Genomic DNA, 25,339 nt, shown 5'->3' on the forward strand with positions numbered 1-25,339 from the left:
CCGCGTGTGCGCCGACGTGGCGGCGAGCATCGTCATGCTGTTACTATACCAACTGGACGGTACAGTAACCGCCCTCCGACCAGAACGAGCGAACCGCATGACCGAACACCTCTCGAACCCCGAAATCCGCACTGACGTGTCCGCAGCGCGGCCCGCGCACTCGGCTCCGGCTGCAGCCGCCGCAGCGGCCGCCGCCGCCCGCGCGCCGCGTCGCGCCTGGGTCGGGCTCGCCGTGCTCATGCTGCCGGTGCTGCTCGTCTCCGTCGACAACACGGTGCTGAGCTTCGCGCTGCCCGAGATCGCGCTCGCGCTCGAGCCCACGGCCGCCCAGCAGCTCTGGATCATCGACGCCTACCCGCTCGTGCTCGCCGGCCTGCTCGTCGCCATGGGCAGCGCCGGAGACCGGTGGGGTCGCCGACGGATGCTGCTCATCGGGAGCGTGGGATTCGCCGTCGTCTCGATCGGCGCGGCGTTCGCGCCCACCGCCGAAGCGCTCATCGCGGCCCGGGCCGCGCTCGGCTTCTTCGGCGCGATGCTCATGCCCTCGACGCTGTCGCTGCTGCGCACGATCTTCGCCGATCGCGAGCAGCGCCGGCTCGCGATCGCCATCTGGGCGACCGGCTTCGCCGCGGGCAGCGCGCTCGGCCCGATCGTGGGCGGCGTCCTGCTCGAGCACTTCGCCTGGGGGTCGGTGTTCCTCCTCGCGGTGCCCGTGCTCGTGCCCCTCATCGTGCTCGTGCCCCTGCTCATCCCCGAGAGCCGCGACCCGGCGCCCGGCGCGATCGACGTGCCGAGCATCCTGCTCTCGCTCGCCGCCATGGTGCCCATCGTCTTCGGCATCAAGTCCATCGCGACCGAGGGCGTCGAGGGATTCGGCATCCAGGCGATCGTGCTCGGCTTGTTCTGCGCGGTCTGGTTCGTGCGGCGACAGCTCCGCAGCGCCTCGCCGATGCTCGACGTGCGGCTGTTCGCGAAGGGCTCGTTCGGGGGCGCCGTCGTCGTCAACCTGTTCAGCGTCATCGCGCTCGTCGGGTTCCTCTACTTCGTGTCCCAGCACCTGCAGCTCATCGCCGGCCTGAGCCCGGTCCAGGCGGGCGTCGCACTGCTGCCGGGCCTCGTCGCGATGATCATCGCGGGACTCGTCGTGGTGCCGATCGCCAGGCGGGTGCGTCCGCGGGTCCTGGTGCCGGCCGCGCTCGTGCTCTCGGGACTCGGGTACCTGGTCATCGCCCTCCTGACCGACGCCGAGTCCATCGCACCGATCGTGGTCGCGTTCGTGCTGCTCGGCGTCGGCATCGGCGCCGCCGAGACGGTCTCGAACGAGCTCATCCTCTCGAGCGCGCCCCCGGCGAAGGCCGGGGCCGCCTCGGCCGTGTCCGAGACCGCGTACGAGCTGGGCGCCGTGCTCGGCACGGCGGTGCTCGGCAGCATCCTGGCCGCGCACTACCGGTCGGCGATCGTGCTGCCGGCCGCGCTCACGGCGGATCAGGCGGATGCCGCGCGCGAGACGCTCGCCGGGGCGACCGCGGTCGCCGGCGACCTGCCGGCCGGGGTCGCCGACGAGCTGCTCGCGTCGGCCGCCGCCGCGTTCGACGGGGGAGTGGTGCTGACCTCGCTCATCGGGGTCGCGCTCATGATCGGTGCGGCCGTGATCGCCGCGGTGACGCTGCGGAACCCGCGGTCCTCGAGCTCGGCCGCCTCGCATTGAGCCGCACGCGGACGAGCCCGCCCGACGCCTGACGGCGAGGGGCGGGCTCGGCGAGGTTCAGAGGTCTTCGGGCCGCGACTGCTCGCTGCGCGTGACCCGGTCGCCCGTGGAGGGGTCGACCGAGGTCTGGCTCGTCGCGACGGTGCGGCGACGGCGGGCCATCAGCACGAGCCCGAGGATGACGACGACCGCGCCGGCGGCCATCAGGATGTAGCCGACCAGCTGCAGGTCGATCCAGTCGACGCTCACCTGCAGCGCGAAGGCCAGGATGGCGCCGATGACGAACAGGACGATTCCGAGTCCGAGACTCACGAGGTACCTCCAATGCCGGGGCGGTCGGATGCCGCGTCCGACGGCGGCGGGGACCTGCCCCGCACGGCGTCAGGCTAGCTCGCCCACGCACTACGCTGGGAGGGCTGGCGCACGAAGGGACGTTCATGGTACGCACGGTCAAGCTCGCAGTCATCCCCGGTGACGGGATCGGACCCGAGGTGGTGGGCGAGGCGTTGAAGGTCCTCGACGCCGCGACGGCGGGAACCGACCTCGTGTTCGAGCAGACGCCGTTCTCGCTCGGCGCCGCACGATACCTCGAGACGGGCGAGGTGCTGACCGACGAGGACCTCGAGGCGATCAAGGCCCACGACGCGATCCTGCTCGGCGCCGTCGGCGGCGTGCCCGGCGACCCGCGCCTCGCGGGCGCCAACATCGAGCGCGGCCTGCTCCTCAAGCTCCGCTTCTCGCTCGACCACTACGTCAACCTGCGGCCGACGGTGCTGCACGAGGGCGTCGCGAGCCCGCTGGCGAGCCCGGGCGAGGTCGACTTCGTGGTGGTCCGAGAGGGCACCGAGGGCCCCTACGTCGGCAACGGCGGGGCGATCCGGCAGGGCACGCCCGCCGAGGTCGCCAACGAGGTGTCGGTCAACACCGCGTACGGCGTCGAGCGGGTCGTGCGCTACGCGTTCGCCGCGGCATCCGATCGCCCGCGCAAGAAGCTCACGCTCGTGCACAAGACCAACGTGCTCGTCTTCGCGGGCTCCCTCTGGAAGCGCACGGTCGACGAGGTCGCGGCCGAGTTCCCCGACGTGAGCGTCGACTACCTGCACGTCGATGCGGCGACGATCTTCCTCGTCACGGATCCTGCTAGATTCGATGTCATCGTCACAGACAACCTCTTCGGCGACATCCTCACCGATCTGGCCGGCGCGATCAGCGGCGGCATCGGACTCGCAGCCTCGGGCAACATCAACCCCGACGGACGATTCCCCAGCATGTTCGAGCCGGTTCACGGTTCCGCACCCGACATCGCCGGGAAGGGCATCGCCGATCCGACGGCCGCCATCGGCTCGGTCGCGCTCCTGCTCCGCCACCTCGGCGAGACGGAAGCCGCGGTCGGCGTCGAGCAGGCGATCGCCTCCGACATCGCCGACCGCGGCGACCGCGCCCGCACGACCTCCGAGGTCGGCGACGCGATCGCGGCCCGCATCGGCTCACACGACTGATCCATCGCATCGAAGGGCACATCATGAGCATCAACCTTCCGCTCCAGGCTCCCTCACCCGCGGGCCTGATCTGGCAGACGGTCCGCAACGAGCAGGCGAAGACGCCCGAGGCGCGCGCCGAGATCCTCGCCGACCCCGGGTTCGGCCAGCACTTCACCGACCACATGGTCGACGTCTGCTGGTCCGAGAAGGGCGGCTGGCACCGCCCGCGGGTCACGCCGTACGGCCCGATCTCGCTCGACCCGGCCGCGGCCGTGCTGCACTACGGGCAGGAGATCTTCGAGGGCATGAAGGCGTACCGTCACGCCGAAGGCTCGATCCGCACGTTCCGCCCGTACGAGAACGCGGCTCGCATGCAGCGCTCGGCGAAGCGCCTCGCGCTGCCCGAGCTGCCGAGTGAGATCTTCATCGAGTCGCTGAAGAAGCTGGTCGAGGTCGACGGCGACTGGGTTCCCGATGCTGCCGAGACGAGCCTGTACCTGCGCCCGTTCATGTTCGCGAAAGAGGCGTTCCTCGGTGTGCGTCCCTCGAAGAAGGTCGCGTACTACGTCATCGCGAGCCCCGCGGGTGCGTACTTCTCGGGTGGCGTGGCTCCGGTGAACATCTGGTTGTCGACCCAGTACGCCCGCGCGGGCAAGGGCGGCACGGGTGCGGCCAAGACCGGCGGCAACTACGCGTCGAGCCTGCTTCCGCAGGCCGAGGCCTACGAGCACGGATGCCAGCAGGTCGCGTTCCTCGACGCCGAGGGCAACCTCGAAGAGCTCGGCGGCATGAACGTCGTGCTCGTCAAGCGCGACGGCACCCTCGTGACGCCCGAATCCGACTCGATCCTCGAGGGCATCACCCGCGATTCCATCCTCCAGCTCGCGGCCGACCGCGGGCACACGGTCGAGCGTCGCGCGGTGCACATCGACGAGTGGCGCGAGGGCGTGGCATCCGGTGAGATCGTGGGCGCGTTCGCGTGCGGCACGGCGGCGGTCGTCGTGCCCATCGGGCGGCTGCTCGCCGACGGGTTCGAGATCGAGCACTCGGACTCCGAGGCATCCGCCCTCGCCCTGTCGCTGCGCGAGGAGCTCACCGGCATCCAGTACGGCCGCGTCGAAGACCGCCACGGCTGGATGCTGCGCCTCGACGTCTGAGCACCGAGAGCTTCGGATGCCGCGGACGTCGTGGCGAGCTGCCGCACACGGCTCGCCACGACGTCGCGGCGTCTCTGCGGCTCCGCGGCCTCGTCGCCCGAGGTGCCGGGCGGCCTGCGCCGATAGGCTTGGGCCATGAAGATCGCGCGCTTCTCACACGGTGAGTCCATCTCGTTCGGCGTCCTCGACGAGGAGGAGAGCGAGCTCGTGGTGTTGAAGGCGGACCCGATGTACGCCGGCTACGAGCCCACGGGGCAGCGCGTGGCGCTCGCCGACGCGACCCTGCTCGCGCCGGTGATCCCGCGCTCGAAGATCGTCGCGGTCGGCAAGAACTACCGCGACCACGCGGCCGAGATGGGCGGCGAGGCGCCGACCGAGCCGCTGCTCTTCCTGAAGCCGAACACCTCGGTCATCGGCACGGCCGACATCATCGTGCTGCCGCCCCAGAGCGAGCAGGTCGAGCACGAGGGCGAGGTCGCGGTCGTCATCGGGCGCGTCGCGAAGAACGTCTCCGAGGCCGATGCCGCGGGCGTCGTGTTCGGGTACACGATCGCGAACGACGTGACCGCGCGCGACCTGCAGCGCCGCGACGGCCAGTGGTCGCGGGCGAAGGGCTTCGACACGTTCTGCCCGCTCGGCCCGGTCATCGACACCGACCTCGACCTCGAGGCCGGCACGATCGAGACCCGCGTGAACGGCGAGGTCCGCCAGCACGGCTCGCTGTCCGACATGGTGCACTCGATCCCGGCGATCATCGCCTACGCGTCGAGCGTGTTCACCCTGCTGCCGGGCGACGTGATCCTCACGGGCACGCCGGCCGGCGTCGGCCCGCTCGTCGACGGCGACGTCGTCGAGGTCGAGGTGTCGGGCCTCGGCACGCTCACGAACACCGCACGTCGCATGTAGCCGAGCGCGGCGCGCGTGGGGGCGTGGTCGAGCGGTCAGGCTCGGGTCGCCGTCGCCGTCGCCGTCGCCGTCGCCGTCGCCGTCGTCGCCTCGCTCCGGCGCAGCGCTCCCGCCGCGAGCTCGACGTCCTCCTCGTCGTTCCAGACGTGGAACGCGACGCGTGCCCGGCCGGCGCGGCCCGATGCGGTGATGCCCGCGGCGGTGAGCGCCGCGAGGTCGCAGCCGGCGGGGTCGGCCCACGTCACGATGGCGCTGTCGGATGCCTCGAGGCCGAGCCGTGCCCTGAAGGCGTTCGCGAGGCCGACATCGTGGCGCCGCACCGCCTCCATGTCGAGCGAGGCCGCGAGTCCGAGCGCGGCCTCGGCGCCGGCCCAGGCGTGCCAGGCGGGGGAGATGTCGAAACGCGTGGCATCCGGTGCGAGGTGCAGGTCGGGGCCGTAGCAGGACGTCCACGGGTCGGCGCCCGAATACCAGCCGGCGGCGATGGGCGTGAACTCGACGACGGCCCGCTCCGAGAACGCGGCGAATGCGGCTCCGCGGGGGGCGCCGAGCCACTTGTACGCGTGGCAGACGAGCAGGTCGGCCTCGAGGTCGTCGGTCGGCATCCAGCCGGTCGCCTGGGTGGTGTCGAGGACGGTGAGCGCTCCAGCGTCGCGCGCGGCGGCGATGACCGACGCGGCATCCGCGAGCTCGCCGGTGGCCGATTGCACGAGCGACGCCGACACGAGCCACGTGTCGGGTCGGATCTCGTCGGCGAGGGCGTCGAGCGGCACGTGGCGCACGCGCAGGTCGCCCCGGGCAAGGAACGGGGCCACGATCGACGAGAAGTCGCCGTCGACGCACAGCACCTCGGCGCCGGCGGGGGCGGACGCCGCGGCGAATCCGGCGAACACCGAGGCCTGCGAGCCGGTCGCGATGCGGGACGGCTCGGATCCGAGCAGGGACGCGGCGTGCCCGCGCGCCCGCTCGAGCGAGGCCGAGTAGTCGGCGGCCGTCGCGGCGCCCGTCGACCAGGCCTCGAGGTCGCGGCGGACGGCCTCGCGCGTGACGTCGGCGGGGAGGCCGAGCGTGCAGGCGGCGAGGTAGCCGCGGCCTGCCGAGTATCGGGTTCGTTCGCGGTGCATGCGTCAAGCCTCGATCAGGCGCGCATATTGCACAACGGCAACTGTGCAATCGCATGCATGCCGTCGCGTTATGATTCGACCATGTCCGACGCCTCGATCGAAGCCCTCGCCGACGCCCTCGACCTGCAGACCGTGCGCGTCGTCGGCCGCATCCGCGAGCACGGCTCGCTGACGGCGGCGGCGGCCTCGCTCGGCTTCAGCCAGCCGGCCGTGAGCCAGCAGCTGCGACGATTCGAGCAGCGCACCGGCATCGCGCTCGTCGAACGCGCGGGCCGCGGCATCCGCCTCACCGAGTCGGGGCACATCCTCGCGCGGCACGCGAACGCCGTCGCGACCGCGCTCGAGGCCGCCGCGGGCGAGCTCGCCGAGATCCGCGGGCTCCGGGCCGGGCGGGTGCGGCTCGCGGCGTTCCCGTCGGCGTCGGCCACCCTCGTGCCGAAGCTCATCGCGGGCCTCGCGTCGCGGCATCCGGGCGTCACCGTCACCTACGTCGAGGCCGAACCGCCCGAGGCCGTCGCCGCGGTGCGCGCCGACCGCGCGGACCTCGCGATCACGTTCAGCTACCCGGGCGACCGCGACGACCCGCACACCGAGAGCGCCAAGGGCCTGGACGTGCGCTCGATCGGCGCCGAGGGCATGCGGCTCGTGCTGCCCGAGGCGCATCCGGCCGCGGCATCCGACCTCGTCGATCTCTCGGCCCTCGCCGACGACGCCTGGATCGCCGGATGCCCCCGCTGCCGCGGCCACCTCCTCGAGCTGACGACGAGGGCCGGGTTCCGCCCCCGCATCGGCTTCGAGACCGACAACTTCGTCGCCGTCGAGTCGATGGTGGCGCAGGGGCTCGGCGTCGCGCTGCTGCCCGAGCTCGCGCTGGCGGCGTCGCCGCGGCATCCGGGCGTCGTCACCCGGCCGACCTCGGGAGCCGACGTGCGCTCGCTGCACCTCGTCACCGCGCGCGGGGGAGTCCGGGTGCCCGCGGTGGCCGCGGCGGTCGCCGTGCTCGAGCAGCTCGCGCCGCGGTAGCGCCGGGGCGCTCGGTACGATTGACGGGATGTCTGAGACCACGCACCCCACGACCACCGCCACCGGCAGCGACGTCCGCGTCCGCTTCTGCCCGTCGCCCACCGGCACGCCGCATGTCGGCCTCGTCCGCACCGCCCTCTTCAACTGGGCGTACGCCCGGCACACCGGCGGCACGTTCGTGTTCCGCATCGAGGACACCGACGCCGCCCGCGACAGCGAAGAGAGCTTCGAGCAGATCATCGACGCGCTCACCTGGCTCGGCCTCGACTGGGACGAGGGCATCGGCAGGGGCGGCCCGAACGAGCCGTACCGCCAGTCGCAGCGCAGCGACATCTATCAAGACGTCATCGCCAGGCTGAAGGATGCCGGACACCTCTACGAGTCGTTCTCGACGGCCGAAGAGATCGACGCGCGCAACGCCGCCAACGGCCGCCCGAAGCAGCTCGGCTACGACAACTTCGACCGCGACCTCACCGACGAGCAGAAGGCCGCGTTCCGCGCCGAGGGCCGCGAGCCCGCCCTGCGCCTGCGCGTGCCCGAGGTCGACCTCGGCTTCGACGACCTCGTGCGCGGCCGCATCGACTTCCCGGTGGGCTCGACCATCGACTTCGTGCTCGTGCGCCCCAACGGCGCGCCGCTCTACACGCTCGTGAACCCCGTCGACGACGCGCTCATGGGCATCACGCACGTGCTCCGCGGCGAAGACATCCTGAGCTCGACGCCGCGCCAGATCGCGCTCTACCACGCCCTCATCGACATCGGCGTGACCACGTTCGTGCCGCGCTTCGGCCACCTGCCCTACGTCATGGGCGAGGGCAACAAGAAGCTCAGCAAGCGCGACCCCGAGTCGAACCTGTTCCACCACCGCGACCGCGGGTTCATCCCCGAGGGCCTCGTCAACTACCTCGCCCTCCTCGGCTGGGGCTTCTCGGCCGACCGCGACGTCTTCAGCCGCGACGAGTTCGTCGCGGCCTTCGACGTCGCGAACGTCAACCCGAACCCGGCGCGCTTCGACCAGAAGAAGGCCGAGTCGATCAACGGCGACCACATCCGCCTGCTCGAGCCCGCCGACTTCGCGTCGCGCACCGTTCCCTACCTCGAGGCCGCCGGCGTGCTCACGGCCCCGCTCCCGCCCGCGCAGGAGGCGATCCTCGCCGAGGCCGCGCCGCTCGTGCAGGAGCGCATCGGGCTGCTCGGCGAGGCGCCCGGCATGCTCGGCTTCCTCTTCACCGACGCCGCGGGTCTCGCCTACGACGACGACGCCATCAAGGGCCTGCCCGCCGACACCGCCGCGGTGCTCGCCTCGTCGCGCGAGGTGCTCGACCGGCTTCCGGCCGAGGAGTGGACGCACGACCAGATCGAGCAGGCGCTGCGCGCCGCGCTCATCGACGGGCTCGGCCTGAAGCCCCGCGTCGCCTTCGGCCCGGTGCGCACGGCGATCTCGGGCCGTCGCATCTCGCCGCCGCTCTTCGAGTCCATGCAGATCCTCGGCAAGATCGATTCGCTCGAGCGCATCGACAAGCTTGCGGCGCAGGTCGGCTGAGCACGGCGACGGATGCCGCGGGGCTCGCGCCGCGGCATCCGTCGCCCGACGCCCGCATCGACCGCCTCGAGACCGTCTCGGTTTGGACGAGCCTCGTCGATAGGCTAGAGTCGTATGTCGGCGCGGAACTCAGGTTTCGAGCCATTGGGGTATGGTGTAATTGGCAACACGGCGGTTTCTGGTTCCGTTGTTCTTGGTTCGAGTCCAGGTACCCCAGCTTCGAAAACCCCCGGTCGATCCGGGGGTTTCGTCGTTTCCGGGCTGAGCTTCGCGGCTGAGCTTCGCGGCCGAGTTTCGCACCCGCAGCGAGGCATCCGCACCCCGCATGAGGAGTCGCGACCCCGCGTCGATCCCGGCGCGTCGATCTGCCGGTACTGGACACGCGCCCTCGGCTGCGGTTCGATTGGTAGCGACCAGTGCGGGCCGCCCTGCGGGCCGACCCTGGTCGGGCCTCTGGGGGGTGAGCCGGAATGGAACGCAACAAGCGCAACCGGGACTTCGCCGAGACGCGTACGCCCATCGGCGTGCTCGGCGGCATCCTGGGGCTCGTGGTCGCGAGCGCCATGGCGGCCGGGCTCATCGTCGTGGGGGTCACGCCCGCGCTCGCCACCGTCGGCATGGCGGCGTCCGGCACGATCGACATGTTCGAGCGGCTGCCCGGATACCTGCGCATCGGCGAGCTCTCGCAGAAGAGCAACATCTACGCGACCCGTTCCGACGGCACGAACGTGCTGCTCGCCTCCTTCTACGACCAGAACCGGGTCGAGGTCGGCTGGGATCAGATCAGCGACTTCGCGAAGGACGCGACCGTGGCCGGCGAGGATCCGCGGTTCTACGACCACGGCGGCGTCGACCTGCAGGGCACGCTGCGCGCCGCGCTGACGACCGCCGCCGGGCGCGAGACGCAGGGCGGATCCTCGATCGCCCAGCAGTACGTGAAGAACGTGCGCGTCCAGCAGTGCGAGCGCGACGCCGACGAGGTCGCGCTCGAAGACCTCACCGAGGAGGAAATCGCCGCCCTCACCGGCGACGAGCGGTTCGCCCTCGTCGAGGACGCGCGGCTCGACTGCTACGACTCGGCGACCGAGACGAGCATCGACCGCAAGCTGAAGGAGATGCGCCTCGCGATCGGGGTCGAGAAGCGCTACTCGAAGAACGAGATCCTGCTCGGCTACCTCAACATCGCGGGCTTCGGCGGAACGGTCTACGGCATCGAGGCCGCCGCGAACTACTACTACAGCACCTCCGCCGCGAACCTCACGCTGCCGCAGGCCGCATCGCTCGTCGCGATCGTGAACAACCCGGTCAAGTTCCAGCTCGACAAGCCCGAGAGCGAGACGAACGGCGCCGCGAACGGGTACGCCGCGAACACCGCTCGCCGCAACTACCTGCTGCGTCAGATGGAGCACGAGAAGAAGATCACGCCCGAGCAGTACGAGGCGGCGATCGCGACCCCGGTCGAACCGGTCATCACCGAGCCGAGCACGGGCTGCCAGACGGCGAAGGGCGCCGCCTACTTCTGCGACTACGTCAAGCACATCCTGCAGAACGATCCGACGTTCGGCGACGACGACGAGGAGCGACTGCTGAACTTCCGCCGCGGCGGCTATCAGGTGTACACGAGCCTCGACCTCGACCTGCAGGCCGCGGCCGAGCGGGCGATCGCCGAGAACGTGCCCTCCACGTATCCCGGATGGGACGTGGGGGCCGTGATCTCGAGCGTCCAGGTCGGCACGGGGCGGGTGCTGGCGATGGCGCAGAACAAGGTCTACAGCCAGGACCCGAAGGTCGTGAACGGCAATCCGGCCTACTCGGGCATCAACTACAACACCGACTACGACTACGGCGGCTCGAGCGGGTTCCAGCCGGGTTCCTCCTACAAGGTCTTCACGCTCGCGGAGTGGCTCGCGTCGGGGCATGCGCTGACCGAGCGGGTCAACTCGAGCCGCAAGTCCAACTGGGGGGCCTTCAACGACAGCTGCCTCGGAACCCAGTACGCCGACCCCGGTTGGAACCCCCGCAACGACGCCAACGAGCCGGGCGGGCGATACAGCGCGCTCGAGTCCACGATCGGATCGATCAACACCGGATTCCTCGGCATGGCCAAACTGCTCGACCAGTGCGGCATCGCGAACAAGGCCAGGGCGTTCGGCGTGCACCGCGCCGACGGCGACCCGCTCGTGCAGTTCCCGTCGGCGGTGCTCGGCATCAACGAGGTCGCCCCGCTCAGCATGGCGGTCGCGTTCGCGGGCATCGCGAACAACGGCGTCGCGTGCACCCCGATCGCGATCGACCGCATCGTCGGCCCCGACGGCGCCGAGATCACGCCCCCGAAGTCGGCCTGCGCCGCCGCGGTGACCCCCGCCGTCGCGGGCGCCATGCACTACGCCATGTCGCGCGTCATGGAGTACGGCACCGGCTACGCCTCGAGCGCGGCGCTGAACCCGTGGGTGCCGGTCATCGGCAAGACCGGCACGACCGACGGCGCGAAGGACACCTGGATGGTGGGCGCGAGCATGAAGGTCGCGACCGCGGCCGCGGTGGTGAGCGTCAACGGCGATGCGAACCAGCGCGGCATCTCCTTCGCCTCCGGCGAGGCTGCGACGGCGCGACACCGGATGTGGCCGATCGTGATGTCGGCCGCTTCCGCCAAGTACGGCGGGGGAGGGTTCACGATGGCGGGCCCCGAGGCGGTCGCCCCGCTGACCTCGCCCACGCCGTTCGACGACATCCCGCTGGCGCCCGTCGAGCCGTCGCCGTCTCCGTCCCCGTCTGCTCCCGCGGCGCCCGCGCCCGCGCCCGCGCCGGCGCCCTCCCCGGACGGCGGCGGAGGCGGCGACGACGCCGGACAGCCCGGCGACCGCACCCTCGAGCCGCGCGACGACGGCGACCGCGGCGGGCCGAATCAGCCGGACGGCGGCTGACGGCGCTCGCGCCCGCCCGCGCCCGCGTCTGCGCGCATGCGGCGCGCGACCTCTGCGTCAGAAGTCGAGCGTGTCGCCCGGTTCGAGCGGGAGGTACTCGCCGCCGCCCTGCTCGACGGCCCACGCGAGCCGCGCGTTCGAGAGCGCCTTGCCCGCCTGCGAGAGCAGCATCTCGTGCGTCGGGAACGCGCGGCGGGGCGCGACGGCGATCACGTAGTCCATGGCCTCGGAGATCTTCATCCAGGGCGCGCTGGCCGGAGCGGCCAGGACGTCGACCTCGACGCCGGACGGCACCGTGAACGAGTCGCCGCCGTAGTAGAGGGCGTCGTCGACGAGCACGCCGAGGTTGTCGATGATCGGGATCGACGAGTGGATCTCGGCGTGGTGCCCGCCGAAGAAGCGCAGACGGAAGGGGCCCACCTCGACCTCGTCGCCCGCGGCGACGACCTCGACGGCGAAATCGGATGCCGCGGCCGCGACGCCCGCGGGCCCGAAGATGCGCACGTCGGGGCTGGCCTCGATGATGCGGTTGAGCTGCTCGGGCGTCCAGTGGTCGTTGTGCTCGTGGGTGATCACGACGGCCACGGCACCCGTGCCCTCGGTGATCGGGGTGGTGAACGATCCGGGGTCGATGAAGAGCCGGTCGCCCGAGTGGTCGATGACGAGGGCGGCGTGTTCGAGCTTCGTGAGGCGCATGTTCCGAGCCAACACCCGCGGCCCCGCGCGATGCAACCCGTCGCGGATGCCAGAATCACTGCATGACCGCCTCCGCCAAGCGACTGCTCGTCGCCGTGAACCCGTCTGCCTCGTTCGGGCGGCATCGCGACGTGGGCGCGGCCACGACGACCCGGTTGCTCGCGGCGGGGCACGACGTCGCGATGCTGCAGGAGGCGAACTTCGAACTGCTGCGCCGCGAGGCCGAGCACGCCTTCGCGGGCGGCGTCGACGGCCTCGTGGTCGTCGGCGGCGACGGCATGGTCTCGCTCGCGGTGAACATCGTCGCGGGCACCGGGGTGCCGTTCGGCGTGGTTCCGGCCGGCACCGGGAACGATCTCGCCCGGGGCCTCGGCCTTCCCCACGACGACCCCGCCGCGGGACTGGACGCCCTCATGGCCTCGCTCGACCGCGAGCCCCGGGTCATCGACGCGGGCGTGATCCGGCGCGAGGCATCCGCTCCGGTGTGGTTCGCGGGCATCGTGTCGGCCGGGTTCGACGCACTGGTGAACGAGCGTGCCAACCGCATGACGAGGCCGAAGGGCCCCAGCCGGTACACGCTCGCCCTGGTGCGCGAACTCGCGACGTTCACCCCGCGCCGATACGTGATGACGATCGACGGGGTGCGGCGCGAGCAGCGCGCGATGCTCGTCTCGGTGGCGAACAACTCCTCGCTCGGCGGCGGCATGACGCTCGTGCCGCACGCCGACCTGTCCGACGGCCTGCTCGACGTCTTCATCGTGCACCCGCTCTCCCGGGCGGGCCTCGTGGCCGTCTTCCCGAAGGTGTTCAAGGGCGAGCACACGGGGCATCCGCGGGTCGAGTTCCTCCGCGCGCGGCACGTGAGCCTCGAGGCATCCGACGTCGTGGCCTACGCCGACGGCGAGCGGGTCGGCGCGCTGCCGGTCGAGATCGAGGTCGTGCCGGGGGCGCTGCGGGTCTTCGCCTGACCCCGATCGGATGCCTCGACGCGGCGTCTCGTCGACGCCGCCGCCTCGGCGGCGGCTCGATTTGGACGGCGCCCCGAACCTGTGTCATACTCTTCAAGTTGTCAGTTCGGCCCCATCGTTTAGCGGCCTAGGACACCGCCCTCTCACGGCGGCAGCGCGGGTTCAAATCCCGCTGGGGTCACCAATCGCGTGACATGCTGACAACACCCGGAATGCCCTCGCCTCGGCGGGGGCATTCGGCGTTTCCGGGCGGGTGTCCCGGCATCGGGCGACCGGGTCGCGGATGACCGCTAGACTCGCCGGAGCGAAGGGGAGTATCCCGCAGGGCGTCCGCGTCCTGAGCCACGATCGTCAGTACGAGCGCCGAAGTCGCCGCTCCGGGCGTGGCAGCGCACGAGTCGTGCGACAGGGAGAGACTTTCGGGTTCCGTCGTACCCATCCTCCCGAAAGGCCGCACGTGCTGCAGCTCCCCGCCTGGTTCGAAATCGGGTCCCTCGTCGTCCTCACGTTGATCCTGATCGCCGACCTCCTGCTCGTCGTGAAGCGGCCGCATGTCCCGTCGTTCCGCGAGTCCACCCTCTGGGTCGTGTTCTACGTGGGTCTCGCGCTGCTCTTCGCGCTCCTCATGTTCCTGCTCGGCGACGCCGAGCACGCGGGGCAGTTCATCGCCGGATGGCTGACGGAGTACAGCCTGTCGATCGACAACCTGTTCGTGTTCGTGATCATCATGGCGAGGTTCGCCGTGCCGAAGAAGCTCCAGCAGGAGGTGCTCATGGTGGGCATCATCCTCGCCCTGATCTTCCGCGGCGTCTTCATCCTGCTGGGCGCGCAGCTCATCGAGAACTTCAGCTGGATCTTCTACCTCTTCGGCGCCTGGCTCGTCTACACCGCCTACCAGCAGGCGTTCGTCGAGCACGACGACGACAAGGACAACCTCCTGGTGCGCATCCTGCGTCGGCGCGTGAAGATCTCCGACGAGTACGACGGCATCAAGATCCGCACGGTGGTCGACGGCCACCGCATGTACACGCCGATCCTGTTCGTCTTCATCGCGATCGGCACGACCGACCTGCTCTTCGCGCTCGACTCGATCCCCGCGATCTTCGGCATCACGCAGAGCGCGTTCATCGTCTTCACGGCGAACGTGTTCGCGCTCATGGGGCTGCGCCAGCTCTACTTCCTCCTCGGGGGCCTGCTCGAGCGGCTCGAGTACCTCAAGTACGGCATCGCGTTCATCCTCGCCTTCATCGGGGTCAAGCTCGTGCTGCACGCGATGCACGTCAACGAACTGCCCTTCATCAACGGCGGCGAGCACATCGAGTGGGCGCCCGAGATCTCGACCTGGATGTCGCTCGGCGTCATCGTCGCGGCCATGGCCGTGGCGACGGTCGCGAGCGTCATCAAGGCGAACGTCGACGCCAAGCAGCGTGGGCACAAGCTCATGGACGAGGTGCCGCACTTCACCGACGACGCGCGCTGACCGGGCCGTCCCTCGGGGCGCACGGCCGCCCTCCGGCCGTCGCGGTCCGAGCACGGCGCCGCGACTTGCTAGTTTGGGGTGGCGGCGCCGGGTGCGGCGCCCGGGAATCTCCCGGTTGGTGAACGGCGACGAGGAGCACCGTGTCCCCTGATGGCGAAGACGTCGTCGCGCTCGAGCAGGCTTCGGCCGTGATCGCTCACAGCGCGCGAACGGATGTCGGGCGCGTGCGCAGCGTGAACGAAGACGCCTTCCTCGCGGAAGCGCCCGTCTACCTCGTGGCCGACGGCATGGGCGGTCACGCGCGCGGCGACGCGGCGAGCCGTGCCGTCGTCGAGACGTTCCGACGCCACCTCGCGGTCGGCTCGCCGTCCACGCCCGAACAGGTGCTCGACGCGATCCACTCCTCGAACGAGGCCGTCCGCGCCCTGAGCGACGAGGGCGACGAGGGCACGGCGGTGGCCGGCACCACGCTCACGGGCGTGGCGCTCGTCGACGCCGGCGACGGCGCCGGGTTCCACTGGCTGGCCTTCAACGTCGGCGACTCCCGCATCTACACCTGGGACGGTCGCACGCTCCGCCAGCTCAGCGTCGACCATTCCGCGGTGCAGGAACTCGTCGACGCCGGGCTCCTCTCGCCAGAAGACGCCGAACGCCATCCCGACCGCAATGTGATCACGAGGGCCATCGGCGCCGACGACGTCGTCGAGCCCGACCTCTGGCTCATCCCCGCCTCCGGGCGGCAGGTCTTCCTGCTCTGCTCCGACGGCCTCAGCAAGGAGGTCGACGACGAGACCATCGCGCGGGTGCTCACGGGCGACACCGGGCACGCGGCCGGCCTCGCGGGCGAGCTCGTCGACCTGGCGCTCGAGCACGGCGGCCGCGACAACGTGAGCGTGGTCGTCGTCGAGTCGGCGCTCGCCGCACCCGACGACGCGTCCACGAGGGACCGCCCCGCCGAGGTCTTCGCGTCAGAGGACACGACCCCGAGACGAGAGGACGGCGCCCATGGCGACGTACACGACTGATCCAGAGGGCTCCGCGCTCGCCGTGGTCCGCGGCTCGACCGTGCTGATGGTTCCGGCCGAGGCGGCCGACGCCCTGAACGACCTGTGGCCCGTGCTCGCCGAGGCCGACCCCACGCGCGCCGTGCTCGACCGGCTGACGGCCGACGGCCTCTCCGAGACGCCGTCCTTCGCCCTCGCGGTCCACACCGAGGGCGGCGGCGAGGTGCGCCTCGTCGTGCGCGGTCGGTTCGCGGCGCGCGTCGACCTCGAGCTCGTCGAGGGCGCCGGCGTGTCGACCTGGGTCGAGCGGGTCGTCAGGGGCCGCACGGTCGTCGTGAAGGCGACGGATGCCTCGCCCACGGGCCGCCCGACGTTGCCGATCATCGAGGGCGTGGTGCCTGCGGCATCCGTCACGTCGACGGGCATCGAGGCCGTGACGGAGTCGGTCGCGCCCGCGCCCGTGTCCGTGGCCGCCGCCGAGTCGGGCGAGGCCGCTGCGGCGGACCCGGGCGATGCCGGCCCGTCCGAGGCGGGTGCGGCCGAGAGCCCGGCCGCCGCCGCAACGAAGGGCACCTCGGCCGCGGGCGCGGTGCCGACGGAGCCCGTGCGCACGCCGGCCTTCCCGCCCCCGCCGGCTCCTCCGGCGTCCCCGGCCGCCCCGGGCGCCGACTCCGATGCCGACGGCGGGGCCCCGGCCTCGCTCGACGACGCCACCGTCGTCTCGGTGTCGGGCCGCTCCGCCCGCGCGCTCGCGGCGCAGCAGGCCCAGTCCGGCGCCGAGCAGACCATGATCCCGCCGACCGAGACCGCATCCGGCGACGACGCCGACGGCGCCGACGGCGGCGACGGCGGCGACGGCGGCGACGGCGGCGACGCGGTGCAGGCGGGCGACCATGACGGCATGACCATCGTCGGCCTCGACCTCCAGCGGCTGCGCGAGCGTCGGGGCGACGCTGAGCGGTCCGCGCCGCAGGCGGCCGATTCCCCGTCCGAGGCGAAGTCGCTCGCGCTCCGCCTGCCCGACGGCACCATCGAGCCGATCACCCACGAGGTCGTGCTCGGGCGCTCGCCGAGCGCGAGCCAGCTCGCCGGCGGGCGGTTGCCGAAGGTCGTCGCCATCGGCGCGGGCGATCACGACATCTCCCGCAACCACGTGCGCGTCACCGTCGAAGGCGACACGGTCGTCGTCACCGACCTCCACTCGCGCAACGGCACGCATGTCGCCCAGCCCGGCAAGGCGCCGGTGCGGCTCCGCGCCGGGGAGCCGACGCCGGTGCTCACGGGCACCGTGGTCGACCTCGGCGGCGGTTGGACCCTCCAGGTGGTCGCGATCTGATGCGCCGCGCCACCTCCACTCCGCCCGAACTGCCCGGGTACACCCCGATGAACCTGCTCGGTTCGGGCGGGTTCGCCGACGTCTTCCTCTACGAGCAGCGCCTGCCTCGCCGCAAGGTCGCCGTCAAGGTGCTGCTCACGGAGCAGCTCGGCCGCGACACCCGCGCGCAGTTCGTCGCCGAGGCGAACCTGATGGCGCAGCTCTCGGCCCACCCGTTCATCGTGACGATCTTCCACGCGGATGTCTCGGCCGACGGCCGCCCGTACTTCGTCATGGAGTACTGCTCCGGGCCGAGCCTCTCCGAGCAGTACAAGCGCGCGCCGTTCGCCGTCGCCGACGCGCTGCGCACCGGCATCCGCATCTCGGGGGCCGTGGCGACCGCGCATGCCGCCGGCATCCTGCACCGCGACATCAAGCCCGCCAACGTCCTGACCAATGACTACGGATGGCCGGCCCTCACCGACTTCGGCATCTCCTCGAACCTCGACGGCGAACTTCCCGTGCACACGATGACGATGCGCCCGGGGGAGTCCGCCACCGGGAGCACCGGGTCGGCCGCGGTCGGCATGAGCGTGCCCTGGTCGCCCGCCGAGATGTTCGAGGACGATCCCCGACCCGATCCGCGCAGCGACGTCTTCTCGTTGGCGGCGACGGTGCACACCCTGCTCGCCGGCCGTTCGCCGTTCGAGATCCCGGGGCGCTCGAACGGCACCCTCGACCTCATCGGGCGCATCGAGCGCGGCTCGATCACGCCCATGCAGCGCGACGACGTGCCGCGCAGCCTGAACGCGGTGCTCGCGAAGGGCATGGCGGTGCGGCGTGAAGACCGCTACCCGAGCGCGGTCGAGTTCGCGCGCGCCCTGCAGCGCGTCGAACTCGAGCTCGGATACGCGGCCACGACGATCGAGGTGCCGAACCTCGTCGTGGCCGAGTCCCACGACTCCGACGACGACGCCGACGCCACGAGGGCCCGCAGCGTCCGCACCATCGACGCGCAGGCCGCCGGGGCGGCCGCGGCATCCGTCGCCGCGCCGGGCGCCGACGAGACGGTCGCACGCGCGCCGAAACAGGTCGTCGCGCAGACGCCGGCGAGCGACGCGACCCTCGCCCGTCCCTCGGCCGATCCCGCCGCATCCGGGGTCGAGGATCGCACCGTCGTCCGCGGCGCCCCGTCGACGACGGCCGCTCAGGCCTCCCCGACCGCGGGCTCCGACGTCGACGACGGCACGATCATGCGCCCGGCGGGCGCCGCGCCGGCGACGTCGCCCGCGACATCCGCCGACGGCACGCCGCGCCCGCGCCGCTCGAAGACGGGCCTCGTCGTCGGCCTCGTCGCCGGCCTGATCGTGGTCGGCGCGGTCGTGACCGCGATCGCGATGGCCGGATCGATGCCGGGGCCCGAAGCGGAACGACCCGCGGCCACGAGCGGCGAGGACGCGGTGGCCGAGGCGACCGTTCCCAAGCCGACCGTCGCCGAGGGCGTGCGATCGGCCGACGGCGCGAGCGTCGCATTCGAGATCTCCGTCGACGGGGCGGAGGAGGGCGACCTCTTCCGGTGGAAGCGTTCCGACGGCAGCGGCACGGTCGAGGTCGCCGAGGCGTCCCCGATAGTGGTCGCCGGTGTCGGACCGAACGAGAAGGTGTGCATCGACGTGCAGACGCAGCGCGGCAGCCGAACGTCCGAGCCGACCACGGGGTGCACGCCGTGAAGGCGCTCAAGGTCGAGTACTGCGGCGAGTGGTACACGGTCGAGACCGACCGGACGTTCACGATCGGGCGAGACGCCGACCTGACCATCGACGAGAACCCCTACCTGCACCGCGTGTTCCTCACGCTCACGTTCGAGTTCGGGCTGTGGTGGCTCTCGAACGTGGGGCAGCTCCTCGCCGCGACCGTCTCCGACGCGACCGGCAGCGTGCAGGCCTGGGTCGCCCCCGGCGCGAAGCTCCCGCTCGTGTTCCAGCAGGTGCAGGTCATCTTCAGCGCGGGCGCCACGACCTACGAGTTCGCGGTCCACGCCGAGGAGGACTTCTACAACACCTCGCTCACGGCGACGACGACCGACGGCGGCACGACGATCATGCCGGTCGCGCTCACGTCCACGCAGCGGCTGCTCGTGCTCTCGCTCGCCGAGCGCGTGCTGCTGCAGCCCTCGGCCGGGCGCGCGACGGTGCCGACCTCGGCCGAGGCCGCCGCCCGACTGGGGTGGAGCATGACGACCTTCAACCGCAAGCTCGACAACGTGTGCGAGAAGCTCGACCGGCTGGGCGTCGACGGCCTGCGCGGCGGGCGCGGCAAGCTCGCGACCAACCGTCGCATGCGGCTCGTCGAGTACGCCGTGGCGACGCGCCTCGTCAGCGCCGACGACCTGCCGCTGCTCGACCGCGCGGAGCCGGCCGCCGCGGACGCCGCAGAGTGACGGGCGGATGCCTCGGCTCCGCGCCGCGGCATCCGTCGATGACCGACCGTGTCGATGGGGATGCCTCCCCATTCGGGGGACGGCCGCGCCCGTGTTAGGTTATGCCGGACGCCGGCCACGCATCCGCCGGCGTCGGGTCGTCGCATTATGAGGAGTCGAGACGTGGGCACGTTCACCTCCTGGCTTCGTGCGCGCAAGACCCTCGCCTCCGGCGTCGCGATCGCCGTGCTCGCCGGCGTGCCGCTCACGGTCGCGGTGCTCCACCAGGGATTCCCGGTCACCGATCCCGACCTCCGTGCGCGCGACGTCTGGGTCACGAACGCCGAAGAACTGCTCACCGGTCGGCTGAACCGGCAGATCGAAGAGCTCGACGCGGCCGTCTCGACGGCCTCCAACGAAGCCGACGTGTTCCAGAACGGCGACGACGCGTTCCTCTACGATCCGAGCGCCGGTTCCATCGAGCGCATCGACCCCTCGTTCACGACGCTGTCGCAGCGCATCGACGTCCCACCGGCCTCGCGCATCGCCTACGGCGGCGACGTCATCGCCGTGCTGTCGCCGAAGGGCGAGCTCTGGAACGTGCAGGCCGGCGCCGAGCTCTCGTTCGACTGGCGGGGCACCGAGCCGCTCGCGAAGCTCGGAGAAGACGCCCAGGTCGCGGTGACCGACGAGGGCACCATCCTCGCGACCTCGAAGAAGTCGTCGAACCTGCAGCGGTTCGTGCGCGGCACCGCCGACGACCCCGAGATCACCGAGCTGCCCGAACTGGGCGACCACCAGCTCGCCGCGGTCGGCGACCGAGCCGTCGTCTTCGACGAGGAGGCGAACGAGGTCCTCGTCGACGGGCGGGCGACCGAGCTGCCCGCGCCCGGGCTCCGCCTGCAGCAGACGAGCGCCGAGAACGGGGCCGCGTACGTGGCCACGGCGTCCGGCCTCGTCGAGATCGGGCTCGACGACGGTGCGGTGCGCGAGCTCGACACCGACGAGCCCGCCCCCGAAGCGGGCAGGGCGGATGTCGCGGCGCCCGTGTGGCTCGACGGCTGCGTCCACGGCGCCTGGGCGCCGAACGGCCGCTACCTCGTCGCATGCGACGAGGAGAAGCCGCGCACCATCGCGATCGACCAGCCCACCGCCGGCGCACGGCTGGAGTTCCGGGTCAACCGAGACGTGATCGCCCTGAACAACCTCACCAACGGCAACGCCTGGCTCGTCGACTCCGAGCTCCGCCTCGTCGACAACTGGGAAGAGGTGACGCCGCCCGAAGAGAGCGACGAGCTCGAGGGCGACGAGAAGAGCGCGCAGCAGACCTTCGAAGACACGATCGCCGAGCGCACCGACCAGAACCGCCAGCCCACGGCACGCGAAGACGACTACGGCGCACGCCCCTCGCGCACGACGATCCTCGACGTCCTCGAGAACGACACCGACCCCGACGGGGACGTGCTGACCGTTGCCTCCACGACGGGCATCCCCGAGTCGATGGGCCGCATCGAGCCGATCGACGACGGGCGGGCGCTCCAGTTCTCGCCGGCCGAGAACGCCGCGGGCACCGTCTCGTTCCGGTACACCGTCGACGACGGCCGCGGGGGCGTCGCCGAGACATCCGTCAACGTGCGCATCGTGCCCGAGAGCGAGAACACCGCGCCGACGTCGATGCGCTCCGGGGCGATCAGCGTCGAGCAGGGGCAGCAGGTCTCCTACAACGTCCTCGCCGACTGGCGCGACCCCGACGGCGACGATCTCTACCTCGTGAACGCCTCGCCCGTCGGCGGCGACTCGGTGCGGTTCAGCCCAGACGGCTACCTGACGTTCCAGCACAAGTCGGCCGAGATCGGGCAGAAGGAGGTGCAGTTCACGGTCTCCGACGGCGAGACGTCCGCGAGCGGCACCCTCACCGTCGAGGTCAAGCCGTCGGGCGACTTGAACCCCATCGGCACGCCCGACTTCGCCCGCGTCTTCGCCGGAGAGACGGCGCTCATCGAGCCGCTCACCAATGACGTGTCGCCCTCTGGCGCGCCGCTGACGCTCCTCGGCGTCGAGGAGGTGCCCGACGACGCCGTCGTCACGCCCAACGTCGAGCGGGGCTCGATCACGTTCGAGAGCGGTGTGCCGGGCGACTACGTCTTCGTGTACAACCTCGGCGCAGAGGCCACCGTGAGCGTCGGCCTCATCCGCGTGCAGGTCGTCGAACAGCCCGCCGAGGCGCTCGCGCCCATCGCGGTCAAGGACACCGCCTACCTGCGCCCCGGCGAGCCGCTGTCGATCCCGGTGCTCGCGAACGACGTGTCGCCGTCCGGTCGCGTGCTCGCGGTGCAATCGGTCGACGACACCGCGACCGACGGGCTCGTCTCGGTCGAGATCCTCACCAACACGGTCGCCCGCGTCACGGCCTCAGCGGCGCTCGACCGCCAACTCCAGTTCAGCTACACCGTCTCCGACGGCATCAACACCGCGAGCACGACCGTGACGGTCGTGCCGGTGCCGCCGCTCGTGAAGAACCAGCCCCCGGTCGCGGTCGACGACCGTGCGATCGTGCGCGCCGGCGACATCGTCACCGTGCCCGTCACGAAGAACGACTTCCACCCCGACGCGGCGAGCTTCCACGTGCTGCCCGAGTTGTCCGCTGTCGACGAGCTCAAGGGCCTCGCCTTCGTCGACGACGACACGGTGCGCTACCAGGCTCCCGAGACGGCGGGCGTGTACAGCCTCGCCTACACGATCGCCGACGAGGCCGGCGAGACCGCGAAGGCGAAGCTCTCGTTCACCGTGATCGCGCGCGACGCCGACTCCAACCGGCCGCCGCTGCCCACCCCGGTCACCTCGCGCACATTCGCCGGGTCCGCCGTCAAGATCGACATCCCGCTCGACGGACTCGACCCCGAAGGCGACTCGGTCACGCTGACCGGCATCACCGTCGCGCCCTCGCTCGGCCGGCTGATCGACCGCACCAGCACCTCGCTCACGTACGAGGCCATGCCGGGGTCGGCCGGCACCGACACGTTCGAGTACGAGGTGCGCGACACCTACGGTGCGACCGCGACCGGCACCATCCGCATCGGCGTGGTGCCCCGCCCGCCGGTGCAGCTGCCGCCCACCGCGGTCGACGACGCGATCGAGATGAAGCCCGGCCGCACGGCGTCGGTCGAGGTGCTGCTCAACGACTCCGACCCGAGCGGATACAGCCTGAGCGTGACGAAGCTCGCCGACATCGACGAGGGCATCACGGCCGAGATCCGCGACCGCCGCCGGGTCATCGTCGAGGCACCCGAGACCGAGGGCGCCTACACGGTGCGCTACGAGATGTCGAACGGGCACGGCGGCGCCGACGCCGCGTTCCTCCAGATCGCGGTCACCGAAGACGCCGTCATCCTGCCGCCCACCGCCGAAGACCAGGTCATCGAACCCGAAGAGGTGCTCGACGGCGAGAAGGTCACCGTCACCCCGCTCGCCGACGCGACGAACTCCGGCGGGCTGGTCGAAGACCTCGTGGTCACGGCCGAGGGCCCGAACGCGGGTCGCGCCGAGATCGACGAAGACGGACGCATCACGGTGGAGCCCGGCCGCGAGCGGTACGCGGTCGCCTACCGGCTCACGAACGAGCTCGACGACCTCTCGGCGATGGCCTTCGTCATCGTGCCGCCGGCTCCCGATCCCGAGAGCGGCGAAGAGGCCGTGACCGAAGAGACGTTGAAGCCGCAGGAGACCGAGAAGGCCGAAGAGGAGAAGGAGCAGAAGACTCCCGAGCAGCTCGCGGCCGAAGAGAAGGCGAAGTTCCCGGCGCCGTACCTGAAGGATCTCGAGGCCATCGTCGTGCCGATGAACGGCGAGATCTCGTGGAGCGTCGACGAGCTCGTCGAGGTGCCCTCGGGCAACCCCGCCCTCATCCTCAGCGCGAACGCGACGAACACCGACGACGACCCGCTCGTCGACGGCACGCACCTGCAGTACATCCCGCAGACCGACTACCGCGGTCAGGCGTCCCTCACGTTCGAGGTGACCGACGGCGAGAGCGCCGACGACCCGATCGGGCGCACGGCGATCCTCACGCTGCCGATCACCGTCGGAGACCCCGAGTTCAACGACTCGCCGCCGACGTTCACCCCGCGCACCGAATCGATCGAGGCCGGCGAGAAGGCGATCGAGCTCGATCTGCGGCAGTCGAGCGACCAGCCGAACCCCGACAACATCGAGCGCATCACCTACACGAACCTCGGCGGAACGAGCGCCGACATCGAGGCCGAGATCGTCGACGGGGCCACCCTGCGGGTCTCCGCTCCGCTCGGCGTGCAGCCCGGAACCTCCACACGGCTCACCTTCGACGTGAACTTCAACGAGTTCACGGTCGAGGGTTATGTCGACGTGAAGGTCGTCTCCTCGACGAGGGCCCTTCCGAAGGCGAAGGACGACCTCGACCACGAGATGGATCGGAGCTCCTCGCTCGACATCGACGTGCTCGCCAACGACTTCAACCCGTTCGCGCAGGACGGCGTTCCGCTCCGGGTCGTGGGCGCCGAGCTCACGCAGGCCGGCGTCGAGGCGAGGGCCTCGGTGTCCTTCACCGACAAGGGCATCACCGTCAACACCGGAGCCGCGTTCACCGGAACCCTCGCGGTCATCTACACGATCGAAGACGGCACGAAGGACAAGCTGCGACGCACCACCGGCAACGCGACCGTCATCGTGCGCGCACCGCCCGACAAGCCGAACGCGCCGACGGCGACGGCCTCCGACGCGTCTGGAACGGTCAAGTGGGCGGCGCCGGCGAAGAACAACGCCGACATCGACGCGTACCAGGTGCAGCGCATCAACGGCGGCACGACCAAGACGTACGACTTCGGCGCCGGCGCAGACGGCACCGCCCACCGCATCGACATGGTGAACGGCACGACGTACACGTTCAAGGTGCGTGCGCACAACGTCAAGGGCTGGGGCGCGTGGTCGTCGGCGAGCAACGCCGTCACCCCCTACGGCACGCCCGGTCCGGTCCCCTCGGTGAGCGCCTCGGCGCGCGGGTACGGCCCCACGGCCGTCGACTTCTCGTGGTCGGCGCCTCGCGAGACCGGCGGCGGCGGAATCACCTACGAGGTCAAGCTCGACGGCGGCGGCTGGACCAACGTGGGCACGGGTCGCACGCACGCGATCGGCGGGGTCGGCATCGGCAACCACACCGTGCAGGTGCGCGCGGTGAACACCGGGAGCGGCGAGAAGGGCGGCGCGGCCTCGCGCACCTTCACCGTCGAGAAGAAGCCCGATCCGCCGAAGTCGCTGACGCTCAACCGAGGATCGGCGATGGGCCCGTACCACGGCGCCTACGGAAACTGCAACGGCACGTGCTACTTCTTCAACGTGTCGCTCGACAACTTCCCGCCGAACACGACGGTGACGGTGTCGCTCTTCTGCAACAGCTACGAGCTCAGCACGAAGCCGAAGGTCAACATCAACGGCAGCGGGCACGGGTCGTGGAGCGGCGGCTGGGTCAACGGCAACCCCTCGGCGTTCTGCGGTGACCAGGGATACGCCGAGGCCGGCGGACTGAGAGACGGTTGGTAACGACAGGATGAGGAAGAAGC

General features: G+C 71.2%; 17 protein-coding genes and 2 tRNA genes. 16 read left to right on the forward strand and 3 right to left on the reverse strand.

The window, feature by feature from the left end; translation table 11 throughout:
- Window positions 1-97 precede the first annotated feature (97 nt).
- A complete protein-coding gene (locus tag GQQ92_RS02345; protein ID WP_156997613.1) occupies window positions 98-1,708 on the forward strand; it encodes an MFS transporter in 1,611 nt (536 codons plus the stop codon).
- A gap of 57 nt (window positions 1,709-1,765) precedes the next feature.
- On the opposite strand, the gene GQQ92_RS02350 is transcribed toward GQQ92_RS02345, so the two are convergent.
- Window positions 1,766-2,020 (reverse strand): DUF6458 family protein, encoded by a 255-nt coding sequence (locus GQQ92_RS02350; protein WP_156997614.1) that lies wholly within the window; start codon window positions 2,018-2,020, stop codon window positions 1,766-1,768.
- 125 nt (window positions 2,021-2,145) lie between these two features.
- Here GQQ92_RS02350 and GQQ92_RS02355 point away from each other — a divergent pair, with 125 nt between their 5' ends.
- From GQQ92_RS02355 to GQQ92_RS02365, 3 genes are all read left to right on the forward strand, one after another.
- On the forward strand, window positions 2,146-3,207 hold the full coding sequence (locus GQQ92_RS02355) for a 3-isopropylmalate dehydrogenase (RefSeq protein ID WP_156997615.1): 1,062 nt from the start codon (window positions 2,146-2,148) through the stop codon (window positions 3,205-3,207).
- 23 nt (window positions 3,208-3,230) lie between these two features.
- Window positions 3,231-4,346: a branched-chain amino acid aminotransferase gene (locus tag GQQ92_RS02360; RefSeq protein ID WP_156997616.1), complete on the forward strand. Its 1,116-nt coding sequence runs from the start codon at window positions 3,231-3,233 to the stop codon at window positions 4,344-4,346.
- 135 nt (window positions 4,347-4,481) lie between these two features.
- Window positions 4,482-5,252 (forward strand): fumarylacetoacetate hydrolase family protein, encoded by a 771-nt coding sequence (locus GQQ92_RS02365; RefSeq protein ID WP_156997617.1) that lies wholly within the window; start codon window positions 4,482-4,484, stop codon window positions 5,250-5,252.
- 35 nt (window positions 5,253-5,287) lie between these two features.
- On the opposite strand, the gene GQQ92_RS02370 is transcribed toward GQQ92_RS02365, so the two are convergent.
- Window positions 5,288-6,376, reverse strand: a complete 1,089-nt coding sequence (locus GQQ92_RS02370; RefSeq protein ID WP_156997618.1) for an aminotransferase class V-fold PLP-dependent enzyme — start codon at window positions 6,374-6,376, stop codon at window positions 5,288-5,290.
- 81 nt (window positions 6,377-6,457) lie between these two features.
- On the opposite strand from GQQ92_RS02370, the gene GQQ92_RS02375 reads away from it, so the two are divergent.
- The 4 genes from GQQ92_RS02375 (at window position 6,458) to GQQ92_RS02390 (ending at window position 11,866) form a co-directional block, all read left to right on the forward strand.
- A complete protein-coding gene (locus GQQ92_RS02375) occupies window positions 6,458-7,399 on the forward strand; it encodes a LysR substrate-binding domain-containing protein (protein WP_232057439.1) in 942 nt (313 codons plus the stop codon).
- Window positions 7,400-7,427: 28 nt separating this feature from the next.
- Complete coding sequence (gene gltX / locus GQQ92_RS02380; RefSeq protein ID WP_156997620.1) at window positions 7,428-8,942, forward strand: glutamate--tRNA ligase; 1,515 nt, start codon at window positions 7,428-7,430, stop codon at window positions 8,940-8,942.
- A gap of 145 nt (window positions 8,943-9,087) precedes the next feature.
- A tRNA-Gln gene (locus GQQ92_RS02385) sits at window positions 9,088-9,159 on the forward strand.
- A 253-nt stretch (window positions 9,160-9,412) separates the two neighbouring features.
- A complete protein-coding gene (locus tag GQQ92_RS02390; protein WP_156997621.1) occupies window positions 9,413-11,866 on the forward strand; it encodes a transglycosylase domain-containing protein in 2,454 nt (817 codons plus the stop codon).
- Window positions 11,867-11,923: 57 nt separating this feature from the next.
- Here the strand turns inward: GQQ92_RS02390 and GQQ92_RS02395 are convergent, their stop codons facing one another.
- Entirely contained in the window at window positions 11,924-12,562 is a 639-nt protein-coding gene (locus tag GQQ92_RS02395) for an MBL fold metallo-hydrolase (RefSeq protein WP_156997622.1), read from the reverse strand.
- Window positions 12,563-12,624: 62 nt separating this feature from the next.
- Between GQQ92_RS02395 and GQQ92_RS02400 the strand changes: the two genes are divergently transcribed.
- The 8 genes from GQQ92_RS02400 to GQQ92_RS02435 all read left to right on the forward strand — a co-directional run bounded on the left by GQQ92_RS02400 (window position 12,625) and on the right by GQQ92_RS02435 (window position 25,319).
- Window positions 12,625-13,530 carry a diacylglycerol/lipid kinase family protein gene (locus tag GQQ92_RS02400; protein WP_156997623.1) on the forward strand — a complete coding sequence of 302 codons (906 nt, stop codon included), beginning with the start codon at window positions 12,625-12,627 and terminating at the stop codon, window positions 13,528-13,530.
- Between the two features lie 108 nt (window positions 13,531-13,638).
- Window positions 13,639-13,714 (forward strand) — tRNA-Glu (locus GQQ92_RS02405).
- A gap of 276 nt (window positions 13,715-13,990) precedes the next feature.
- A complete protein-coding gene (locus GQQ92_RS02410; RefSeq protein WP_232057510.1) occupies window positions 13,991-15,010 on the forward strand; it encodes a TerC/Alx family metal homeostasis membrane protein in 1,020 nt (339 codons plus the stop codon).
- A gap of 140 nt (window positions 15,011-15,150) precedes the next feature.
- On the forward strand, window positions 15,151-16,035 hold the full coding sequence (locus GQQ92_RS02415; RefSeq protein WP_232057440.1) for a PP2C family protein-serine/threonine phosphatase: 885 nt from the start codon (window positions 15,151-15,153) through the stop codon (window positions 16,033-16,035).
- Window positions 16,016-17,350 (forward strand): FHA domain-containing protein, encoded by a 1,335-nt coding sequence (locus GQQ92_RS02420; protein ID WP_156997625.1) that lies wholly within the window; start codon window positions 16,016-16,018, stop codon window positions 17,348-17,350. The genes GQQ92_RS02415 and GQQ92_RS02420 overlap by 20 nt, the downstream gene beginning before the upstream one ends.
- Window positions 17,350-19,059 carry a serine/threonine-protein kinase gene (locus GQQ92_RS02425; RefSeq protein WP_156997626.1) on the forward strand — a complete coding sequence of 570 codons (1,710 nt, stop codon included), beginning with the start codon at window positions 17,350-17,352 and terminating at the stop codon, window positions 19,057-19,059. Before GQQ92_RS02420 ends, GQQ92_RS02425 begins: the two co-directional genes overlap by 1 nt.
- The gene (locus tag GQQ92_RS02430) at window positions 19,047-19,769 is read left to right on the forward strand and encodes an FHA domain-containing protein (RefSeq protein WP_232057441.1); all 723 of its coding nucleotides are present in this window, start codon (window positions 19,047-19,049) and stop codon (window positions 19,767-19,769) included. Before GQQ92_RS02425 ends, GQQ92_RS02430 begins: the two co-directional genes overlap by 13 nt.
- Before the next feature lie 162 nt (window positions 19,770-19,931).
- Window positions 19,932-25,319 carry an Ig-like domain-containing protein gene (locus GQQ92_RS02435; RefSeq protein WP_156997627.1) on the forward strand — a complete coding sequence of 1,796 codons (5,388 nt, stop codon included), beginning with the start codon at window positions 19,932-19,934 and terminating at the stop codon, window positions 25,317-25,319.
- The last annotated feature ends 20 nt before the right edge of the window (window positions 25,320-25,339 follow it).

Origin of the sequence: Agromyces terreus, assembly GCF_009749465.1 — a bacterium.
GTDB classification, from domain to species: Bacteria; Actinomycetota; Actinomycetes; order Actinomycetales; family Microbacteriaceae; genus Agromyces; species Agromyces terreus.